This is a genomic window from Polaribacter sp. R2A056_3_33 (assembly GCF_019278485.1).
Lineage (GTDB): Bacteria > Bacteroidota > Bacteroidia > Flavobacteriales > Flavobacteriaceae > Polaribacter.
In genome coordinates this window covers 933935-953097 of record NZ_CP058984.1, presented here as the reverse complement: position 1 = coordinate 953097, position 19163 = coordinate 933935, and the positions used below count along the sequence as shown (strand labels likewise).

15 protein-coding genes and 1 riboswitch are annotated in these 19163 nt (G+C 28.1%); of the genes, 10 read left to right on the top strand and 5 right to left on the bottom strand.

What is annotated here, in order from left to right:
- The first annotated feature begins 429 nt into the window (after positions 1-429).
- The 7 genes from H0I29_RS04015 to H0I29_RS03985 all read left to right on the top strand — a co-directional run bounded on the left by H0I29_RS04015 (position 430) and on the right by H0I29_RS03985 (position 11323).
- Positions 430-1458, top strand: a complete 1029-nt coding sequence (locus H0I29_RS04015; protein WP_218754497.1) for a VWA domain-containing protein — start codon at positions 430-432, stop codon at positions 1456-1458.
- Positions 1451-2359 (top strand): hypothetical protein, encoded by a 909-nt coding sequence (locus tag H0I29_RS04010; protein WP_218754496.1) that lies wholly within the window; start codon positions 1451-1453, stop codon positions 2357-2359. The genes H0I29_RS04015 and H0I29_RS04010 overlap by 8 nt, the downstream gene beginning before the upstream one ends.
- A gap of 10 nt (positions 2360-2369) precedes the next feature.
- Positions 2370-5141: a tubulin-like doman-containing protein gene (locus H0I29_RS04005; RefSeq protein ID WP_218754495.1), complete on the top strand. Its 2772-nt coding sequence runs from the start codon at positions 2370-2372 to the stop codon at positions 5139-5141.
- A 66-nt stretch (positions 5142-5207) separates the two neighbouring features.
- Positions 5208-8438: a C1 family peptidase gene (locus tag H0I29_RS04000; RefSeq protein ID WP_218754494.1), complete on the top strand. Its 3231-nt coding sequence runs from the start codon at positions 5208-5210 to the stop codon at positions 8436-8438.
- A 9-nt stretch (positions 8439-8447) separates the two neighbouring features.
- Positions 8448-9380: an endonuclease/exonuclease/phosphatase family protein gene (locus H0I29_RS03995; RefSeq protein WP_218754493.1), complete on the top strand. Its 933-nt coding sequence runs from the start codon at positions 8448-8450 to the stop codon at positions 9378-9380.
- A gap of 11 nt (positions 9381-9391) precedes the next feature.
- Positions 9392-9943 carry a CHAP domain-containing protein gene (locus H0I29_RS03990; RefSeq protein ID WP_218754492.1) on the top strand — a complete coding sequence of 184 codons (552 nt, stop codon included), beginning with the start codon at positions 9392-9394 and terminating at the stop codon, positions 9941-9943.
- A gap of 570 nt (positions 9944-10513) precedes the next feature.
- Positions 10514-11323, top strand: coding sequence for a hypothetical protein (locus tag H0I29_RS03985; RefSeq protein ID WP_218754491.1), 810 nt, complete (start codon positions 10514-10516; stop codon positions 11321-11323).
- Between the two features lie 393 nt (positions 11324-11716).
- On the opposite strand, the gene H0I29_RS03980 is transcribed toward H0I29_RS03985, so the two are convergent.
- From H0I29_RS03980 to H0I29_RS03970, 3 genes are all read right to left on the bottom strand, one after another.
- The gene (locus H0I29_RS03980; RefSeq protein ID WP_218754490.1) at positions 11717-11893 is read right to left on the bottom strand and encodes a Fic family protein; all 177 of its coding nucleotides are present in this window, start codon (positions 11891-11893) and stop codon (positions 11717-11719) included.
- Positions 11894-11988: 95 nt separating this feature from the next.
- Positions 11989-12210, bottom strand: coding sequence for a hypothetical protein (locus tag H0I29_RS03975; RefSeq protein WP_218754489.1), 222 nt, complete (start codon positions 12208-12210; stop codon positions 11989-11991).
- 685 nt (positions 12211-12895) lie between these two features.
- Complete coding sequence (locus H0I29_RS03970; RefSeq protein WP_218754488.1) at positions 12896-13609, bottom strand: hypothetical protein; 714 nt, start codon at positions 13607-13609, stop codon at positions 12896-12898.
- Between the two features lie 46 nt (positions 13610-13655).
- Positions 13656-13748, bottom strand: a riboswitch (SAM-I-IV-variant riboswitch).
- A 272-nt stretch (positions 13749-14020) separates the two neighbouring features.
- On the opposite strand from H0I29_RS03970, the gene H0I29_RS03965 reads away from it, so the two are divergent.
- The 3 genes from H0I29_RS03965 to H0I29_RS03955 all read left to right on the top strand — a co-directional run bounded on the left by H0I29_RS03965 (position 14021) and on the right by H0I29_RS03955 (position 15998).
- Complete coding sequence (locus H0I29_RS03965) at positions 14021-15421, top strand: tyrosine-type recombinase/integrase (protein ID WP_218731610.1); 1401 nt, start codon at positions 14021-14023, stop codon at positions 15419-15421.
- A gap of 136 nt (positions 15422-15557) precedes the next feature.
- The gene (locus H0I29_RS03960; protein ID WP_218731530.1) at positions 15558-15746 is read left to right on the top strand and encodes a hypothetical protein; all 189 of its coding nucleotides are present in this window, start codon (positions 15558-15560) and stop codon (positions 15744-15746) included.
- Between the two features lie 60 nt (positions 15747-15806).
- Positions 15807-15998 carry a hypothetical protein gene (locus H0I29_RS03955; protein ID WP_218731528.1) on the top strand — a complete coding sequence of 64 codons (192 nt, stop codon included), beginning with the start codon at positions 15807-15809 and terminating at the stop codon, positions 15996-15998.
- A gap of 41 nt (positions 15999-16039) precedes the next feature.
- Here the strand turns inward: H0I29_RS03955 and H0I29_RS18480 are convergent, their stop codons facing one another.
- Positions 16040-16258, bottom strand: a complete 219-nt coding sequence (locus tag H0I29_RS18480) for a hypothetical protein (protein WP_368384631.1) — start codon at positions 16256-16258, stop codon at positions 16040-16042.
- A 1376-nt stretch (positions 16259-17634) separates the two neighbouring features.
- Positions 17635-18837, bottom strand: a complete 1203-nt coding sequence (locus tag H0I29_RS03945; protein WP_218731526.1) for a hypothetical protein — start codon at positions 18835-18837, stop codon at positions 17635-17637.
- Positions 18838-19163 lie beyond the last annotated feature (326 nt).

Genomic DNA, 19163 nt, shown 5'->3' with positions numbered 1-19163 from the left:
GTGTTTTAATTTCTAATATTTAATTCATAAAGGCTACTTTTTATAGTTCTGGTTTTATACACTTAAATTTATCTATAAAACTTGTGTGTTCAGCTTCATTTTTTTTGCAATACTTTATGTTTACCCTAAGTAGTTTTATGATTCTAATTAAAGGCATTACGGATTTCCGTAATAATTATAATCTATAATTATGTAGGTTTGAGGTTTAGAAAAGTATGAGGATATTTATTATTTAATTGAAATTTGTCTAAAAAAAATGAGAAATATTATATTTCAATAAATATATTTTCTTTAAGTTTGGAGAAACAAGTGAAAATTGCTATTTACTTATACTCCATTTTTTTTTAGACCCTTTTGAGGTATAATTTTATGTGATTTCTATTCTATAATAAGCATTCGTTTATAAATGCTAATTAATTTAAATGATTAATGAGAATTAAGTTGCTCCCTATTTTAATTTTGGCTTTAGTTTCTTTGCAAAGCAATTCGCAGAATTTTAAAAAAGAAAAACGTATTTATATGCTAGATATTACTAAATCCATGTGGGGGTCTGGTGATAATATTGATATTTTTGAAGAGGTTAAAAATGCTCTTTATAAAGGTATAGCAGAAATTAAAGATCCTGAAACTGTTGTGACAATAATACCTTTTCAAGCAACGCATACTTACGAAATTCTTCAGAGTTGGACGTTTAAGGCAGGAAATATAACTAAGCTAAAAGAGATTAAAAGTAAGATTGATTTTTATAATGTAAATACTGTTCCAGGTGGATATACCGATATTTATTCAGCTCTTAAAAAGGCTAAGGAAAATATAGATAAAGATAGGATTAATTATATCTTTTTATTAACGGATGGTGAACAATCTAAGATACCTAGCGCTACCAAAAAAACAAGTAAAATAGATTTTAGTGTAGTGGATTTGAAAAAATCATTAAATAATTGGTGTGACTTTTCTATGAATAGAAATTCACACCTTTTTTACGTTATGCTTTCTAAAGAAGCTATAAACGAATCTATCGTAAATATTATAAATGAAGAGTGTAATGCTTACATTGTACAGGGTACTAATATGAATATTGCTTTTGTTAAACCGAAAACAAAGAGGCTAAAGCTTAACCTTCATGATGAACCTACAGATATTGAAATTAATTTAGAAGCGAACAATTGGGGTTATTTAAAGGAGGATACATTTATTGATTTAGATTTAGATGATAACTCAATTTTTGAGTTAGTGAATGATAAGGTTAAAATTGAAAGTAAAAAACTTGTGATTAAGCTTAAGAATAAAGGAGATTTATCTTTTTTAGAACTGCAAAAGATTAGTGACATTGAATCAAATTTATTATTAACTCTTTCAACAAAAGATGATCTTAAAATTTTGAACCCTGAGATTAATATTATTGTAAAAAATCATAAAGAAAGAATCTTAACTCTAGAATTTTCAGAAGATGAATAAATCCCTAAAAGTACTAGTCTTTTTAATAATTGTTAGTTTTTTTAGCTGTCAAAAAGAAAGTTCATTTCAGGGGGAAACCGCAGATTTTGGAACTGTAGATTACTATAGGTCTTTTTTGTTTTTCGATTGTGATACTTTAGTCTTAACAAAAAATTTAAAGTATAGTTTTAATGACTATTCTATTGAAAAAAAATCAAGAGTAACCATTAAGGTTGTAGATACCGCACAAAATATCGTCAGTAATAAATATATTCAGTTTTTTATCAATGATAATTTAATAGAAAATAACAGCTTTATTTTAAATAGTGAAGATACACAAAAAGGTGCTTTAAAAATAGGTTTGAAGTTTCTACCAGATTACCCTGAAGGTTATACCTCTGGTTTTCTTTCTGTATCTAATCACAGTCTAGATGTTATAAATAATAATGATCTAAATTCTTCTGCAGAAAAAAGACTTTTTAAGTGGGAAGCCACTCATAGATTAATAATGAATCCATTAAAGAAATGGGTGATGTGGTTTGGTCTTTTTGTACTTTGTACTTTACTAATTTGGTTCATGATTCTTAGAAATGCAATGTATTCTAAATTTAAAAAAGGAAAAATTCAAATTTTATCACCTTATTTTAAAGGAATTACAATTACTAAGAATACGAGATTAATCGTGTTTACAAATTCTTATAGAAAACAAAAATCTCTGAATCGTCTTTTTACAGGTAAAATAATTTACGAAGTAAACCCTATCTACGAAAAGGAAGTTACTCTAAGACCTGGTAGAGGTAATAAAATAAAAATAAAATTGCCTTTAGGAGCAAGAATAAGTCCTATGGTAATGAATATGGAAAAGTTTAATAACTATACTATTCAGATAGAAGAAGAAAAAATAGAAATACAATACTCATAAAAAAAAAATCATGGCAAAGTTAAAAAGAAGTCTATTCATAGGATTAGGAGGAACAGGTTTAAAATCAATACTACATACTAAAAAAAGATTTATAGATACCTATGGAGAAATACCTCCTATGACTGCTTTTTTGGCTTTTGATACAGACGGAGATAGTATTAATACTAAAATTGACAGCAATAAAGGAGGGCAAAGAATTGGACTAGATGCTTCTGAGTTTCTCCATATTAGGGTGAGAAATCCTCAAGAAATATTAAGTAAACAGCCTGACTTATTTGATTTTGTACCAACAGAAAATAGGCCGTTATTGGTGAGTCTAACTGATGGAGCTGGACAAGTAAGGTCTAATGGTCGATTTGCTACGCATTTTAATTATGGTGCTATTGAAACAGCCATAAGGACTAAATTAACTTCTATATTAAATGCTGACGCTATAGGTCATGAAAAATACGAGGTAAACGGTAGTGATGTAGAGATAAATATGATGTTTTCTGTTGCAGGAGGTACTGGTAGTGGAACTTTTTTAGATATGGCTTATATTGTAAAAGAAGTATCAAAAGGTATAAATTCTACTGTAGGTGTTTCAACTATTGGATTTGCTATTCTACCAGATGTTTTTAATGCTATGATGAATGGTCCTGCTATGGCTAACGTTTTGCCTAATGGGTATGGTGCTTTACATGATTTAGATTTTTTAATGCATCACAACTTTGATAAAAAACCTCTAGAAATAAAATATGCAACAAAGACTATAACAATTGAGAAGCCTCCGTTTGATTTGGTATTTACTATAAACAATAGTGATAAAAATGCCAATACCTATACCAATGTTAATGATTTAAGTGAGTTGATTGGTTTAGCGATGTTTACAGGAGCGAGTGAGTTAAGTGGAGGGATGGCGAGTTCTTATGATAATGTAAAAACAGTTATTGCAGGAGGATCTATGAAAGTTGAAGATAAAGAGTCATGGGCTTGTGGTTTAGGACTTAGTGAGTTGTATTATGATGGTAATAAATTAGGAAATATTTATGCTCACAAAGCTTCTACAAGTATCATTAATAATTTAATTACACCTGAAACAGATTCTTTTAATTTAGATGATATTTTTATTGATGATGCTAAAATTAGAGAGAATAATGGTGATGCTAATGATGAGTTGATTGATTCTTTATTATCAGTGTCTCCAAAAATTCAGTATTCATTTATTAATGATGTAAATTCTATTGATTCAGAGGTAAATGCTTATTTAGTAAATGTTGAAGACTCAGCAAAAACAGAGATTTCCTCTAATTATGCCATAAAAGAAACAGATGTAAATAAGAAGTTAAGTTCTTTTATTATTGAACACATTAATAAGTCTTCAGGGGTAGGGAATATAGATCGATTTTTAAATGCATTAGTTAAACATGTTCAGTTGTTTTTAGAGGAAATGAAATCTGAACAGGTGGTAATGTCAGAAAATGATAAACTATATAAAAATCAACTCAATCAAACAATTTCAGAATTAAAAGGGTTGAGTTTTCTCGAGAAAAAATTTGGACCCAAGTTAAATAATGCAAAAGAGGATGTTATTCAATCTGTTAATTTAATAGCTAGTAATATTCATGAGTTGTTAAGACGCCAATATGCAATTACATTTTTTAACAAATTACTATTAACGGTAGGTAATCATGAAGAAAATGTTAAAAATATTATTCAAAAACTACAACAAGTCGAAGAAGATTGTGAGTCTAAATTTATAGGATTACAAAATCAAATAAACGAACAGCCTAAAAAATTCGTAAAAGAATTACACCGTGATTTTGTAAACAGCGTTAAAGTGTCTGATAAAGATTTAAATATATCAGACTTTATTAAAAGTATAAGGGGAAATATGGATGGGTTGTATGACTTTTCTGAAATGTCAACTAAATTGATATCTGAGTCTTTTTGGCGCTTTTCAAAAGAGTTACCTAAAGCTTTAGAATATAGGAATAAAAATATAAATGAAGTATTAAGCACCTATTCGGAAGACGAATTAAATAAAATAATAAAAGAGTTAATTATAAAGTCAAATCCACTTTGGTCATATAACTATAAGGGACACGTGATAAATAGACAACATCATGAGGCTTTCATCATTGGGGTTCCTAATGTAAAATCTTCAGTAATAAATAAAAAGACATTAAGTAATGTCTTAGAGTCAAATCAGAGAGCAGATTTTAATTCTACAAGCATGCAAGATAGAATTGTTATTTACAGAATGGAAGCTACAGTGCCCGCTTATGCTGTCTCTAATATGACTTTATATAAAGAAAAAAAGGAGAGTAGTAGAATAAGTCATCATATAGATGCAAATTGGTTATTAAGAATGGAGCGTGAAGGGTTTGATATTTATCCTACAAAACGAGAAGATCATAGTTTAGAATACTGGGTAACTGGTTTTATCTATGATTTTATAAAATTTGAAGGTGAAAATTATTTAGCTTATAGTGAAGAAAAAGGAGACCCTATAGAGGATTATTGGATAGAATTAGGAACTTATAGAGATGAAGCTTTTACAGAATTTAAAAGACTGAAATTACAAGATGAGTTTAAGTCTATGATTGACACTAAAATAGCCGATTTAGGAGAAACAGAAAACCATAAATTAATTAAAGAAGTTACAGTCTCAACAAATTACAACGAACACTATTCTAAGAAAAATTTTGAGAATAGTGAGTTAAAAGATTCTAAAATGATAAAAGTTAAGGAGTTATTTAGTGATGAAATAAATTTTGTTAAAAAAGTATTAGCTAAATAAAAATTTCTCAATAGGTATAGTAGCTAATGTAACTACTATACCTTATAACTTTTTAAGAATAATTATATGTCATCACCTTCTATAAATATAGGTATTAACAACCAAGGAAAAGCACTTGTTGAGATAATTGACACACATTTTAGGTGTCATGAACCTAGGTTTTACAAGAATTTTATTCTGTCTTCCTCAATCGAGTTGAAGAACGATAAGAACGTGCTTTCTAATATAAGAAATGGGGAGTTTGAAATATTTAGGGATAATGATGTAAAAAGTTGGTTCGACTATGAGTTGTATGGAAATATTAAAAATTTAGTCAGTTTAGTTAATGATTCTATTAGCAATACGGTTATAGTAAATATTATTATTCCACTTGCAGAGGAGGACTCAGTGTTATTATTAAATAATCTTTTAAAGGCTGTAAAAGAATTAAATAATGATGAACAGATATCTGGTGTAGAGATTAAGATATTTACAATTATGTATTCTTTAGATCAACAGAACTATGAGAAAGATACTCATATTAAAAATGAATTGTTGTTATTGGAGAAATTAACAACTGATTATGATTTTTTAATTAAAGATATTTATTATTTAGACGATAGAAACACGGATAAGGTTGCATTACATCTAAATTTAAATTGGTTGGCTTTTGCATTAGGAGAGTTTTTTGTTTTTCAAATGATTGGACCTAATTCGTTAGCAGCTCTAAATAAATCGAAAATTTTTGGGTTAGGAGTTATTCATTTCAATGAAGTGCTATTCAGAAGTGTTCTATCTAATAAAATTTTACAGTATAAGTTTGAGCAAGAAGGTGTTCTTGAAGAGGAAGGTGTACAGTTAAGAGATGTCATTCAAACTTGTAATCCATTTATTAAAAGGTATCAAAATTTTTTCCAAAAATTTATAGAAAAGCATCCTAAGACTAACGAGAACAGTGAAAATCTAACAGAGAATTCGAAAACTTATATTAATGACTTTAAAGAAGGTCTAGAAACATTTGTTACAGATAAAAATCACACAATAGGAGAGTCTAAAGTTATTCTTGCTAATTTATTAGGAGAGGATGATCAAAAAGTTGAAGGTATTCATTGGGTTGATGAACGGTTAAATATTAATGATTTAGAGTTTGATGTCATCAATTATTTTAATAAATATGTTGAGGATGATCAAAAAGTAGATTTTATAGGTCAAAAAATACTTAGAGATAATATTACAGAATTAACTCAATCTATAAAAGCTGATAAAAAATCACTTAAATCCTTAGAAGAAAAATCTAATGAAATACATAGTGATTTAGATATTGCATTTGATGAAGGAGTTTTTAGTGTCAATGGGAAAAGAATAAATGCTTCAGGGTATATTCCTTCTGTTATTAATTCTAATGATGAGTTTTACACGTTTGAAGATGGACCCATTTCTAAATTTATAGATTTAACTAAATATTTTTCAAAAGTAAAAGATCAAGGTCAATTAGGTAGTTGTACAGCTTTTCCTGTAGCTGCTGTGTATGAGTTTGCAGCAAAACAGAATGCAAAGAACGTAGAGATAAGTGAGCTTTTTATTTACTATAATACTAGAGTTTTAAGAGGTAATATAGACGAGGATTCTGGAGCAACATTGTTAGAGACTATTAATGCAGTTAAAGACAAAGGTGCTTGCTATACAGAAAATCATCCTTATACTATTGATTCCTTTTCTAAAAGACCAAATGAAACAGCATTTACGGAGGGGCAACATCAGATTGTAGAAAAGGCATGTCGTGTACATATTAGCGAAAAAGATTTTAAACATGCTATAAGCTGTGGGCATCCTGTAATAATTGGATTAAAGTTATTTAAATCCTTTTATCCAAAAAATAAATCTGCGATTGTTCCTTATCCTTCTAAAAATGAAGCTGAATATGAAGATCATGGAAATCATGCTTTATTAGTTGTAGGGTTTAATGATGATGAGAAGTTATTTAAAGTAAGGAATAGTTGGGGAACTGCATTTGGTGAAAACGGGTATTGTTATATACCTTATGATTATGTAACTAACTCAGATTTTTGTTTAGAAGCTTTTGTAATAACTAGTATTGTAGATTTATCTTACAGTGAGTTTAACTATGATGCTAACACTAGTTTTACGTTTTTAGCGGATTCATTAATACGAATAAAAACGATTAAAGAATACAATCTTCGTGGAAAAGAAAGAGAGTTAAATAAAATAAAAAAAGACTATGATTTAATAGCTCTAAAGAATGAAGAAAATACTGAGCAAATTAAAAGCCCTTTGTTCCGAAAAAGAATACTAGAAAAACTAAAGGAAGAAAAAACACCAATCACTAAGACCGAAAATAATGAAGTTGATAATATTTCTGTAAAAGCTGATACAAAAAAGAATATAGCTTTGTTTTTTATTTTGGGAGGTATCATATTAATTCTGTTAAGTATTTTTTTTAAATCGTTTATTACAGTTGTTGGAACTATAATTGGTTCTCTTGTAGGTGTGTATCTGCTAATTTTAGGAGGTAAAAAACTATTTGAAAAGAAAGAACAGTTGTTGATTACTCCGATTGAAGTACCAGCTCCTAACTTACAGGAAATTTTGTATGAAAAAGATTTATATTCATTTGAAGCAGCTGATTTATTGTTTAGTAAATTTGATGAAATGAACAAAGATCTTATAATTCGATATAAAGCTTTATCAAGTTATTTTATAAAAATAAAACATTGGCAAAAAGAAATTGACGATACCCTTGAACAGATTGAGTATTCTTCTCCAACATTTGTTGTAAACGTTGTTGAAAAAAAACCTTTATTAGATTATATAGAAAAAGAAAAAGAAATATTTTTAAAGAACTTACCAAATCTATCTGTTACGTTCCATAATGACTATGTTCCTAAAGAGAATAATACTGATGAAATATTTGAAAAATTGCGCATAAAATATTTAAATGATATTCAGAACAACATAGAAAATATTTTAGATATTAGTATTGTAGATTATATACAAGGTGTAAAAACGTATCCCTATTTTAATGATGCACCTGCCATAAGTAATACAATAAGTAATATTCATAGGGTTTCAAAACCTTTTTGTAATATTAAGCAAACAACAAGTTCTTTAGATATCCAAAACTATGTAATTCATGAAAATATAAAATCTGATTTAGATGATAAGCTTAAGGAGTTTTCTAAGCATAGAAATGCTTCTATTAATCCTGTATTATCATTTAGAGATAATAAAAAGAAATATGTAGCAATACAAGTTTCTGCTTTGAATAACATTTCAGATTTGGTTAGATATAAATTATAGAGTTGTTTGATGGTACAGAAGATATCTATATTATTCATTCCTGTATTGATATTATTTTTATTTTCTTGTACTTCAGGAAAAAAGAAAGAAACCTTACACCCAAAAGAAAAATCAGCAAAAAATGTTTCATTGTCTAAGGATTTACTGCTAAGTGAAACAAAAAAGAGAGGTGTACCTAATTCATTGAGAATTGTAACCTGGAATATTCGAGATTTAGGTAGAACTAAGAATGCAGAAGAAATTATTGAAATTGCTAAAATTCTTAGAAATTTTGATTTAGTTGCTATTCAAGAAGTGGCGGCAAAAGACCCTGCAGGAGCCCAAGCAGTAGCTAAAATTGTCGACGAATTAAATAGAATGGGGAGTAAATGGGATTATCAAATTAGTAACCCTACAAAAAGTCCATCAGTATACATGTCAGAACGATATGCTATTCTGTGGAAAACCTCAAAAGTTAGCATACTAGAAAAAGCATATTTAGATAAAGACCTAGAGGATAAGTGTTTTAGAGAACCATTTATTGGAAAGTTTAAACTTAAAAAAGGCAAAACTCCGTTTTATGTTGTCAATTTTCATTCAAGAAAACACAATGATCACCCAGAAGAAGAAATTAAATTTTTAAAAGATTACCCAAAAAGGTTAAATACGAATAATATTTTTATTGTCGGAGATTTTAATTTAAACGAACGTCATAAGGTCTGGGATGATCTATATGGTTTAGGTTTTAAAAGCGCTGTTAAAAATAAAAAAACTACTTTAAAAATGGCATGTAAGAAAGATGTCTATCTAAATCATTCTATTGATAATATATACTATAATTCATCAGAGGTACAGATTATTAATTCAAATCATTTAGATTTTGTTAAAACATGTGATAATTTAAAAACAGCCAGAATGTTATCTGATCATTTACCTGTTTTTTTAGAATGTATTATTGATTAAACTTCTTAACTATGAAAAAGATTCTTTTATTATTGATATTAAGCGCTTGCTTTATAAATTGTAATTCAGATAGAGTGTATGATAAAAAAGGAAATGAAATTATAGATACCTTTAATAATGTTCCAGTATATCTACATCAAGGTAAAAATACTAGACATAAGGCTAGTGATGGGTATAATTACGGTTTAGAATGGCAATGTGTAGAGTTTGTAAAAAGGTATTATTATGACCATTTAAACCACAAAATGCCAAATACCTTTGGACACGCAAAAAGCTTCTATAATCATGGTTTAAAAGATGGACAAAAAAATACAGCAAGAAATCTTACGCAATATTCTAATAAAAGTAAATCTCAACCAAAAGTAAATGATCTAGTAATAATGGGTGGTCATACTTTTAATAAATACGGTCATGTTGCAATTGTATCTAAAGTTAGTGACAATGAGGTTGAAATTGTTCAACAAAATGTTGGTAGAATGTCTAGAGCAACTTTTAAGCTGATTCATAAAGATGGAATATGGGAAATTGAGAATGATTTATTGTTAGGTTGGCTTAGAAAATAAGCACAGTAATAAGTCTTACAATTAGAATATCATAGTCGAAATAATCTAATTTTTATTATGAATTAACTTATTATTTATTATGACAAGAATTTAAGAGGAAAGGAGAATGATTAATATCATTCTAAGTGTCAAATGCATTCAATTATTAAAAAAAATAAATTTAAATGAGTTTTTTTCATCATCGTGTACTAATTAAAAATGAGAAAGCAATTATACATTAGTTTTGCGGTAGTATTAATTTAAACACTTTAATTATGAAAAACTTAATGAACAGAAAAGACGATCCAACACAAGCAGATTTAGATAATCATTCTAATCAATTAAATGAGAACAATGCAGAGTATTGGCACTCTAGAGAGTAGTAGAATTTAAAATTATAGAGCTCGTTTTATAAAAGGAGGTTATCTACATTTGCTTAATATTTTACCATTATCATCATAATTGCTATTATCATTTTATCATTATCATCACCATTATCATCACCATTATCATTGTTCTTTTAATAAATAGGTTGTTCTACTGAAGGAATTTCAGTAGAACAAATTTTTAAAAACTTTTAATTTTAATACTATGAAATCAGATACTTATTTCAACTTAAATAAAATCGTACCTAATATAACAGAAGAGAGCGCTTGTAAAATAATTGAGAATCATTATATTCGAAAATTTGGGTCTGAAGGAGCTGCTCAAAAATATTTTAATGAGCATAAAAAGAATCCTATAGATGAGTTTTCGAAAGATTTTAACCTTGCAATTTTTGCGAAATTTATTGGACCTTTTTTGAATATTACAAGTACTCCAATTACTGATATAATTGATAATTTTGCTAATTTACGAAGCATGAGTGCTGTAGATGCAGAAGAACTATCTAAAAGTTTAGCATTTTTAGAATCTATTGCACCAGAAATGGAATCCATTTTAAACTTGTCTGAAAGTAGAATGAAGGTTTCTATAATTCCTTTATTAGAGAAAAAATTACAACTAAGTTTAAGTAAAACAAGAAAAGAATTGGGCTACCAAGATCAAAGAACATTTAATAAGTGGTTGTCTGTTTTTTTTGAAGACAAATATGCGAATCGTGGCGGGCAAAATGGAAAAATAAGCCTAAAAGAATATATAGAAATTGTAAGCGCGTTTATGCTGAGCTATGATGAAGAATCTTTTAATTTTTCTAATATAGAGGAACTTCAAAATAGATTTAAAAACGAAAGAAGTATTCTTAAAAAAGAACTTAAAAAGTTTACAAATAATAATTATGCTTTATTAAGGTCTTTGATAGAAGAAACAGAAGGAATACAATTACCAGAGGAAGAATATAGAAAAGTACCTTATAAGATTGCTTCTTACTTTAAAAGTGAGTTTAAACAAATATTACAATAAACTATCATTTATAATTTCAGCAATACTTTTTTTTAAAAAAAAGTATTGCTGAAATAAAATTAGATTGCCTTCAAAATTAATTCAAAACGAGTACTTTTTAAAAGTTCCTTTTTGTTAAAATACCTTTATCCACTAGATCTTTTAAATTTGTTGTAGCAGTAGAGGCGGAGATTTTAGCAGTTTTAGTATTCTTTTAAGCAGTTAAACCACCTATAAAACCAGTATAACTTGCTTCAAATACTCTCAGCAATACTTTTTGTTGCCTGTTATTAAGTTGGGTAGAATACTGTTGAAAAACTTTGCTTTTTCTACAATAAAATCTACAAGTTTTAAAGTGTTTTGTTGTACTTCTATAATGGTCTTGCTAAAGTATTGCAATCAATCTGTAATTTCTTAAGTTGTATTATTGGTTTCAAATGAATTGTAATACATTTTTTCATGAGCTTCTATGGTACGTAATAGAGAAATTAAGAAGGGTTGTTTAGAGCTTACTGCAATTGATTTTTCTGCTAATGTACGTCCAATTCTTTCGTTTCCATCTTCAAAAGGGTGAATACAAACAAAATACAATTGAGTAATGCTACTGACCTCTGTATTTTTTTTTAATACTGAATTTCTCGAAAACTTGATATTTAGTTTTTATAAATTTATAAATATGAATCTCTTTATTGTATTTCTGTTAGCTGTTTTAATTTTTTTAATTTAAACTTTAAAAAGAAAGCTGTACACGGTAAAGCAATTAGTAAAACAGGAAATAGCACACAGAATAAAAAAAAATTAACTTCATAGTATGATGTATTTGTAAGGTTGGCTATGTTGATTGTGAAATCTGTACAGTAGGCATAAATTCCCATGCCTAAATCTGCAATAATATCGAGTATTGTCATGTTATTTTTTTTTCAAATGTTTAATTTCAAACCAATAATCAATAATCTTAACAAGGGAATACCACATTATTAATGGGAATAAAATGACCAAGAAAATAATGTTTGCTGCTCCGTAGTTTCCCGTAGAATGTAAAAGTTTAATTATGCCAAAATAGACTACATCTGTTTTCTCTAAATAATTTTTTAAATATTTTACATGGTGTTTTTTACAATAGTTTGTGTCATTGTGTGCTACCCAAGTGCATTTATCAGGTTTACGAAGATTAGAATTAATGAAAGTAAGTCCCAATATTTGATAAGGTTTTTCTATAATAGTGGGTCTCACAGATTCGTTAATCAAGATGATTACTAAATATGGTAATAATAGTAAAATTAGATTTCTTTTAAAGCGCATTGATTTTTAAAATTTTCCTAACTGTTTTGTTTATTTTTCTTCAGAAATAGTTTTTTTAGAAAAAAAGAAGAACTGATTTCAGAAATTGATACAGTTGTTGAATGTATAAATGTATAGTACATGTTTTAATCTTATTTACGGCTTTCCATAAAAAGACGTGTTTGTTAATGGTTTTTATTTTCAATTCATAACGAGTACTTTTTAATGTTCCTGTTTTTGTTAAAATACCTTTAACCACTGGATTTTTTAAATATATGTTTTTTATAGCTCATTTTTCTATTAGAATGTATATTAGTATCTATTCAACCACCATTTTAATGTTTTTTTAGTTTGAATACTTCCTTTCTCTAATTCTTTCATCATGGTTGTTAGTCTTTTTTGATCTTTAATAGATTTTCTTCCTTGCAACCATTTTTCTAACTCTTCTTTTCCGCCTTTACGCTTACAATATCCACAACCCCATTGATCGTTTGTGGTTACAACTTGTAAAAAATGATTTCCTCCAGAAGGGCATTTTGCAGTCCAGCTATTTTCATTGCACCCTGTTGGGATAGGGTGTAATTGTTGTTCTTCTAAGAATGTAATTAATGGTGTAATTTTTTGTTTTGCCTTTTCCTTTAGAATGGTTTTAGGAGCTTTTATGTCAGAAATGATTTTATCAAATTCTAGCTGTGTAAAAATAACACTATCTTTTAAAGTAGGATAACCATCATGAAGATAATTGGCTTCTATAAGGTTGCTTACAATTGAAATAATGTTTTCTTTTTTATTTTGAAATTTCAATTTGTATTGCGCTTTGATTGATAATTTACTGTTATTGTATGAATAAGCAAGCTGAATATAACCATCATCTGTAATTCTATAAAAATAATCAAATTCTTCTTCAAAGATTGTTTCATAAGTGGTCATTAAAAAGTGAAATTCATCTTTAATGTTGGCTGTATTTCCAAAATCTAATTGAGAATTCATTTTAACGCCTTCTTTTGTTGTAAAAACAGTTTTCATAATACATAATTTAAAAGTTATGTATCAGGGAAATAATATAGTTATGGAGGTTCATTTATTTTGACTGAACTGTCCGTATTCTAAACCACCGTGGCTTTTATGCTCGGTTGGTACGCAGTTTGCGTTCCTGATACCTTCCAAAAATAAGAAAAATTTTACAGACTAGCTGTGTGTTATTTTTTATAAAAAGGATATAATTGTTAGAAGGAATTATTAATTTAGCATAAAATTAATAATTAATCATCGTAAACGTTCTCGTAAACGTTTCTGTTATCATAAGGTATAAATAGCATGGTTTATGGAGTTTTTGTCAAACTCATAACCCGAAGGTCACTGGTTCGAGTCCAGTTCCCGCTACAAGGTTTAAAGCCAATAAAATCAACGGTTCGTGTTACACGAACCGTTTTTTTTATGTCTTTAAATTTCTTACTTTTACGTACCGTACACGAAAACGTACACGCTTTACCTATGAAACTGAATTATTCTGAGCCAAAAATCTACACAGGTGGAGTTGATATTTCTAGTTGGTCTAAACTTAATTTGAAAGAAAAAAAAGCTGCTTTGGATAAACCTTGGTATGTTTATTTCTCCTTTAGAAACCCTCAAACAAATAAATTAAAAAGGCAGCCGAATATAAAGGCAGGTGTAAATAAGTTGAAAACTAAAAGAGAGCGGTATGCTTTTTTAAGAACGATGCAAGAAGGGCTGTTGCAATTGTTAGATTATGGTTTTAATCCTTATGAAGATAATTCTGATTTAGAAAGTACTTTTTTGGGACAAGAAACAAAAGTAGTAACCGATAAAAAGGAGAATGTATCGATTTCTACTAAGGTAGAAAATCAAATAATTCCAAAAACACCACTAGAAACAGAAATTATAAAATCAGTAATTGCAGTTGAAAAAGTTGAAGAGACTGGTACTTCTATTGCGGACTGTTTAAAGTTAACTTTAGAGTTGAAAGTGAATATGATGAATAAGAATTCATATGTTCAATATAAAAGTAGAATAGGGCTTTTTGAAAAATGGTTGAAAGAGAGAGACTATTATAAGAACCCAATTACGTTTATTACTAAAAAAGTAGTGACTCAATATTTGAATGAAGTTTTAAAAAGGACTAGTGCGAGAAATCGTAATAATTCAAGAACAGACATTGCTTCTATGTTTCAAATTTTAGAAGACAATGAAATGGTCGCTCATAATTTTGTTAGGAAAATTCATGTGCTAAAATCTGTTCCCAAAAGAAATAAAACATATACACCACAACAAGAAAAGGAAATCTACAAGCATTTACAAGAAGTAGATGCCCATTTATTGCTTTTTGTAAAGTTTATATCTTATAGTATTTTAAGACCTATTGAAATTTGTAGGTTAAAAATTGAAGATGTAGACGTACAAGATAAAAAGTTGTACATCAAAGCGAAGAATAAGCCTGTACAGATAAAAATAATTCCAGAAATTTTATTAAACGATTTACCTGATTTATCTAATAAAGATCCCAAAGCATTTTTATTTGGTAGGTATGAAATTGGAGCAGAATGGAATGCACAAGAAACGAATAAGAGAAACGAGTTTACCGCTCGATTCAAAAAAATAAAAGACCATTTTAATTTAGGTGAAGAATACGGAATGTATGGTTTTAAGCATACTTTTATTACTAAATTATATCGAAAATTTAGAGAAAACATGTCTCAACATGAAGCGAAAAGTAATTTGATGCCAATCTCTGGACATGCAACAATGGTTGCATTGGAAAAATATTTACGTGATATTGATGCTGAATTACCAGAAGATTACTCTAAATTTTTAGCTTAGTGTTGGCTGTTAAAAAAAACAATCAGATTTTCTTTTAAAATAGGTGTCAAAAGCCGTTCAAAGCCAATAAAAGCTATTCAAAGGCATTCAAAGCCGAACAACTTAATTTTATAAAGATTCATTTTTGTGTTCTAATATGAATGCAGAAATCGTTTATCAAGTAGCAAAAGCACTTCCGAAAGAAGAGCAAAGATTGCTGTTTGATAAATTAAAGAAAGATTTTGCGATTGTATCTAAGCCTAAAAAACACAAACATAAGCCACTTTTAAGTACAGAAGATGCTTTAGAATATTTATTGAAGAATGTGTTTTCTAGGAAGCAATGAATCAAAAAAAATATATAAAAATCGCGATTTACCTTAAATCGTATGTAAGCTTAAGTCAAAATGGAATCAAGAAACTATATCTGTAATTATTGTAGAAAGGAATATATACCTAAAAGAAGAGGTGTGCAAAAGTTTTGTAGTAATAGTTGTAGAGTAGGTTCTCATAACCTAGAGAAAAAGAAATCAAAAACAGGATTGGTTCCTGCACCACAAACAGTAAAATCAGAAATGTATTATACTGATATAGGTTGACCTTTTTTGGTCTAATTTATACCTTTTAAATTATTTATATTCTATATAACTAGTTCAGTCAAATTTACATTATTTCTTCGATATGATTTGTATTTGATGTTTGGATTTAAATGTACTTCTGCTGGTTTTCTTAATTCTAAGCTAAAATGGGTTCTTAAATTGTTGTAAATATATACAGCTTGTTTTGTTACTTCTTGAGCAATGGCAGTATTTTTAATGCAATTTCTAAGTCCATATTCATATTTTAAAGTTCTATTAATTCGCTCTGCAATTGCGTTTTCATAAGGATCTTATTGTTCTGTCATGCTCATCATTATGCCATTTTCTTCTGCAAATGCTGTGTAAAGTAATGGCAATCCTTTTGTATTACATTTGCAATCCTTTTCGTTTTTGTAATGCAATTATTTATTTTGATGAGAATTTGTGTCGTCTTTGTGAATTTGTAGCAATTGTTTTTACTTTATGATAAACATTGCAGTGTAAGGTAGTAGCAATTCTTTTGTATTACAGTTGCAATCTTTTTTGTGTTTGTAATACAATAATTTATTTTGATATGGCTTTGTGTTGTTTTTGTGAATTTGTAGCAATTGTTTTTACTTTATGATAAACATTGCAGTGTAAGGTAGTAGCAATTCTTTTGTATTACAGTTGCAATCTTTTTTGTTTTTGTAATACAATAATTTATTTTGATATGGCTTTGTGTTGTTTTTGTGAATTTGTAGCAATTGTTTTTACTTTATGATAAACATTGCAGTGTAAGGTAGTAGCAATTCTTTTGTATTACAGTTGCAATCTTTTTTGTTTTTGTAATACAATAATTTATTTTGATATGGCTTTGTGTTGTTTTTGTGAATTTGTAGCAATTGTTTTTACTTTATGATAAACATTGCAGTGTAAGGTAGTAGCAATTCTTTTGTATTACAGTTGCAATCTTTTTTGTTTTTGTAATACAATAATTTATTTTGATATGGCTTTGTGTTGTTTTTGTGAATTTATAGCAATTGTTTTTACTTTGTGATAAAATTGCAGTCTAAAGTAATGGCAATCCTTTTGTATTACATTTGCAATCCTTTTTGTTTTTGTAATGCAATTATTTATTTTGATGAGAATTTGTATTGTCTTTGTGAATTTGTAGCAATTGTTTTTACTTTATGATAAACATTGCAGTGTAGGGTAGTAGCAATTCTTTTGTATTACAGTTGCAATCCTTTTATATTATACTGATATAGGTTGACCTTTTTTTAGGTTAATTTATACCGTTCCTCATTTGATTGTCGAGTTTATATCCCGTAATTTGCTTAGAATATGCATGAGTAACGATTGCTAAGTAGTTGTGTCCATTCTGAATTTGGTCAACGACGAATAATTTGAGCTCTAAAGGTGCTTTTTCGTACGTTTTTTTTGCCAGGGTTGTTTTGAGTTTTCATAAGTGACTATAATTAAGTGTTTAATTTTTAGTCAACCTATTTCAGGAAAGTACATTTCCTAAATATTGTACAACGTTGTTTTGTATGGAAAGTTGCGATTTTGTGAACGAGGAATTTCCAGCGGAAATTCAGAAGTTTGCAAAGAAGCAACAAGTTTTAGTTTAAACCAAATATAGCAATTTTTTATACAAGGTGTTGGCAAACGTTTTTTATTTTTCCAACCATTTATTAATTTCTTCAATTATTATTATATAATCATCATATTTTGATTCATTATAATCATAATCTTCTTTCAAGTTTTCTTTTAGAACTTCTCCGTTTCCTATTGCTTCTGAAAAGAATTTTTGTTGTTTATAAAATTCATCTATGAAATCATCATCTACATAATTAGGAATTCCCCACGCTTCATAATGTCTTTTTAACGGTAAATAAAATACAAATCCTGTAAATATATCTTTATACTTATAATTATGTTTGATAAAAGGAAAAAGGTCAAATAATTCATTTCCAAAAGGACTATTTTTAAAATCAAAACCTAAACTTTCTTTGTTTATAATTTTAAATGATGCATCCCATTTTCCATTCTGTATAGGCCTTTGTACATAGTCTTTATATGTCTCATTTTTATCTGATTCAACGACTTTTAACGTTGGAGCTAACCCATTTAAATATACATTTGAAACATCATTTTTGTAAGTCTCAATTAATTTATGTCCAACATTTTTGTCATCGTTTTCAAAAAAAGTTTTTGAAAAAGCATGTCTTGAATTCATAATTACTAAACTTTTTTTTCGTGAAGAGTTTAGCTTTATACTATCATAAACATGAATAATGTTTTCTGCCATTGCGCTATCTCGATGTTTGTAAATTCCATTAAAATACGTTAAAAAATTTTCTTTACTGGAAAGGTTTTCTTTGGAAGGGTCTTTAACGTCTGAAACAAATAAGTTTATTTTTTGATCTGCTGGTAATGAAAAATTAAGTGTATTTATTTTGTCTATAAAATAATAGAAATTAGCAGCACTCCAACCATTCCATTGAATTTTTCTGTAAAGATTTAGAAGTTGTTTTTCTTTTTCTTTAGAATCTGTAAAATCAGTTTTAGTAAAATCTAACACAGCTTTTTGATTACTTATTGAACCTATTTCTGTAAAAATATTTCCGACATTTTTTTTGAAATAATCGGAACTTACAATGTCATATATCAATTCATATTGAGTCATTTCTCCATGATTTCTTTCACATAAAATAACGATGTCATGTTTTTTCCACAAGTTAATTATATAATCTTTTGCACTTGTGTTTTGTGTTTCTAGAAAAGAAACATATTTTGCTAATTCAGGATTTGTGTCTTGACAAAAAGCAAAAGCATTTGTCAAAACAAGGACGAATATTAATAATTGTTTTTTCATTTTAATGTTTGCCAACGTTGTTGTGTGGTTAAGCAACTAAGTTAGCAAACTTTTACGAACCCGTGAATATTCCGCAGGAATATTCGCAAGTAGGGAAGAACCTAGCAATTAATTATACACGGCTTAAGTTAGCATTTTATAATAAAAGACTAAATTTAAGCATATAAATCAGAAAGCACAAAAGAGAGGAGTAAGGTTATTATATACGGAGAGACTTTAGATCTCGTCAACATTGAAAATCCCCTCTCTTTTCTACACAGATTTCGTACAGTTCTATGAGGCTTTTAGACCTCGATTTTAAGTCGTTGAAACTCGCGTAGTATGTC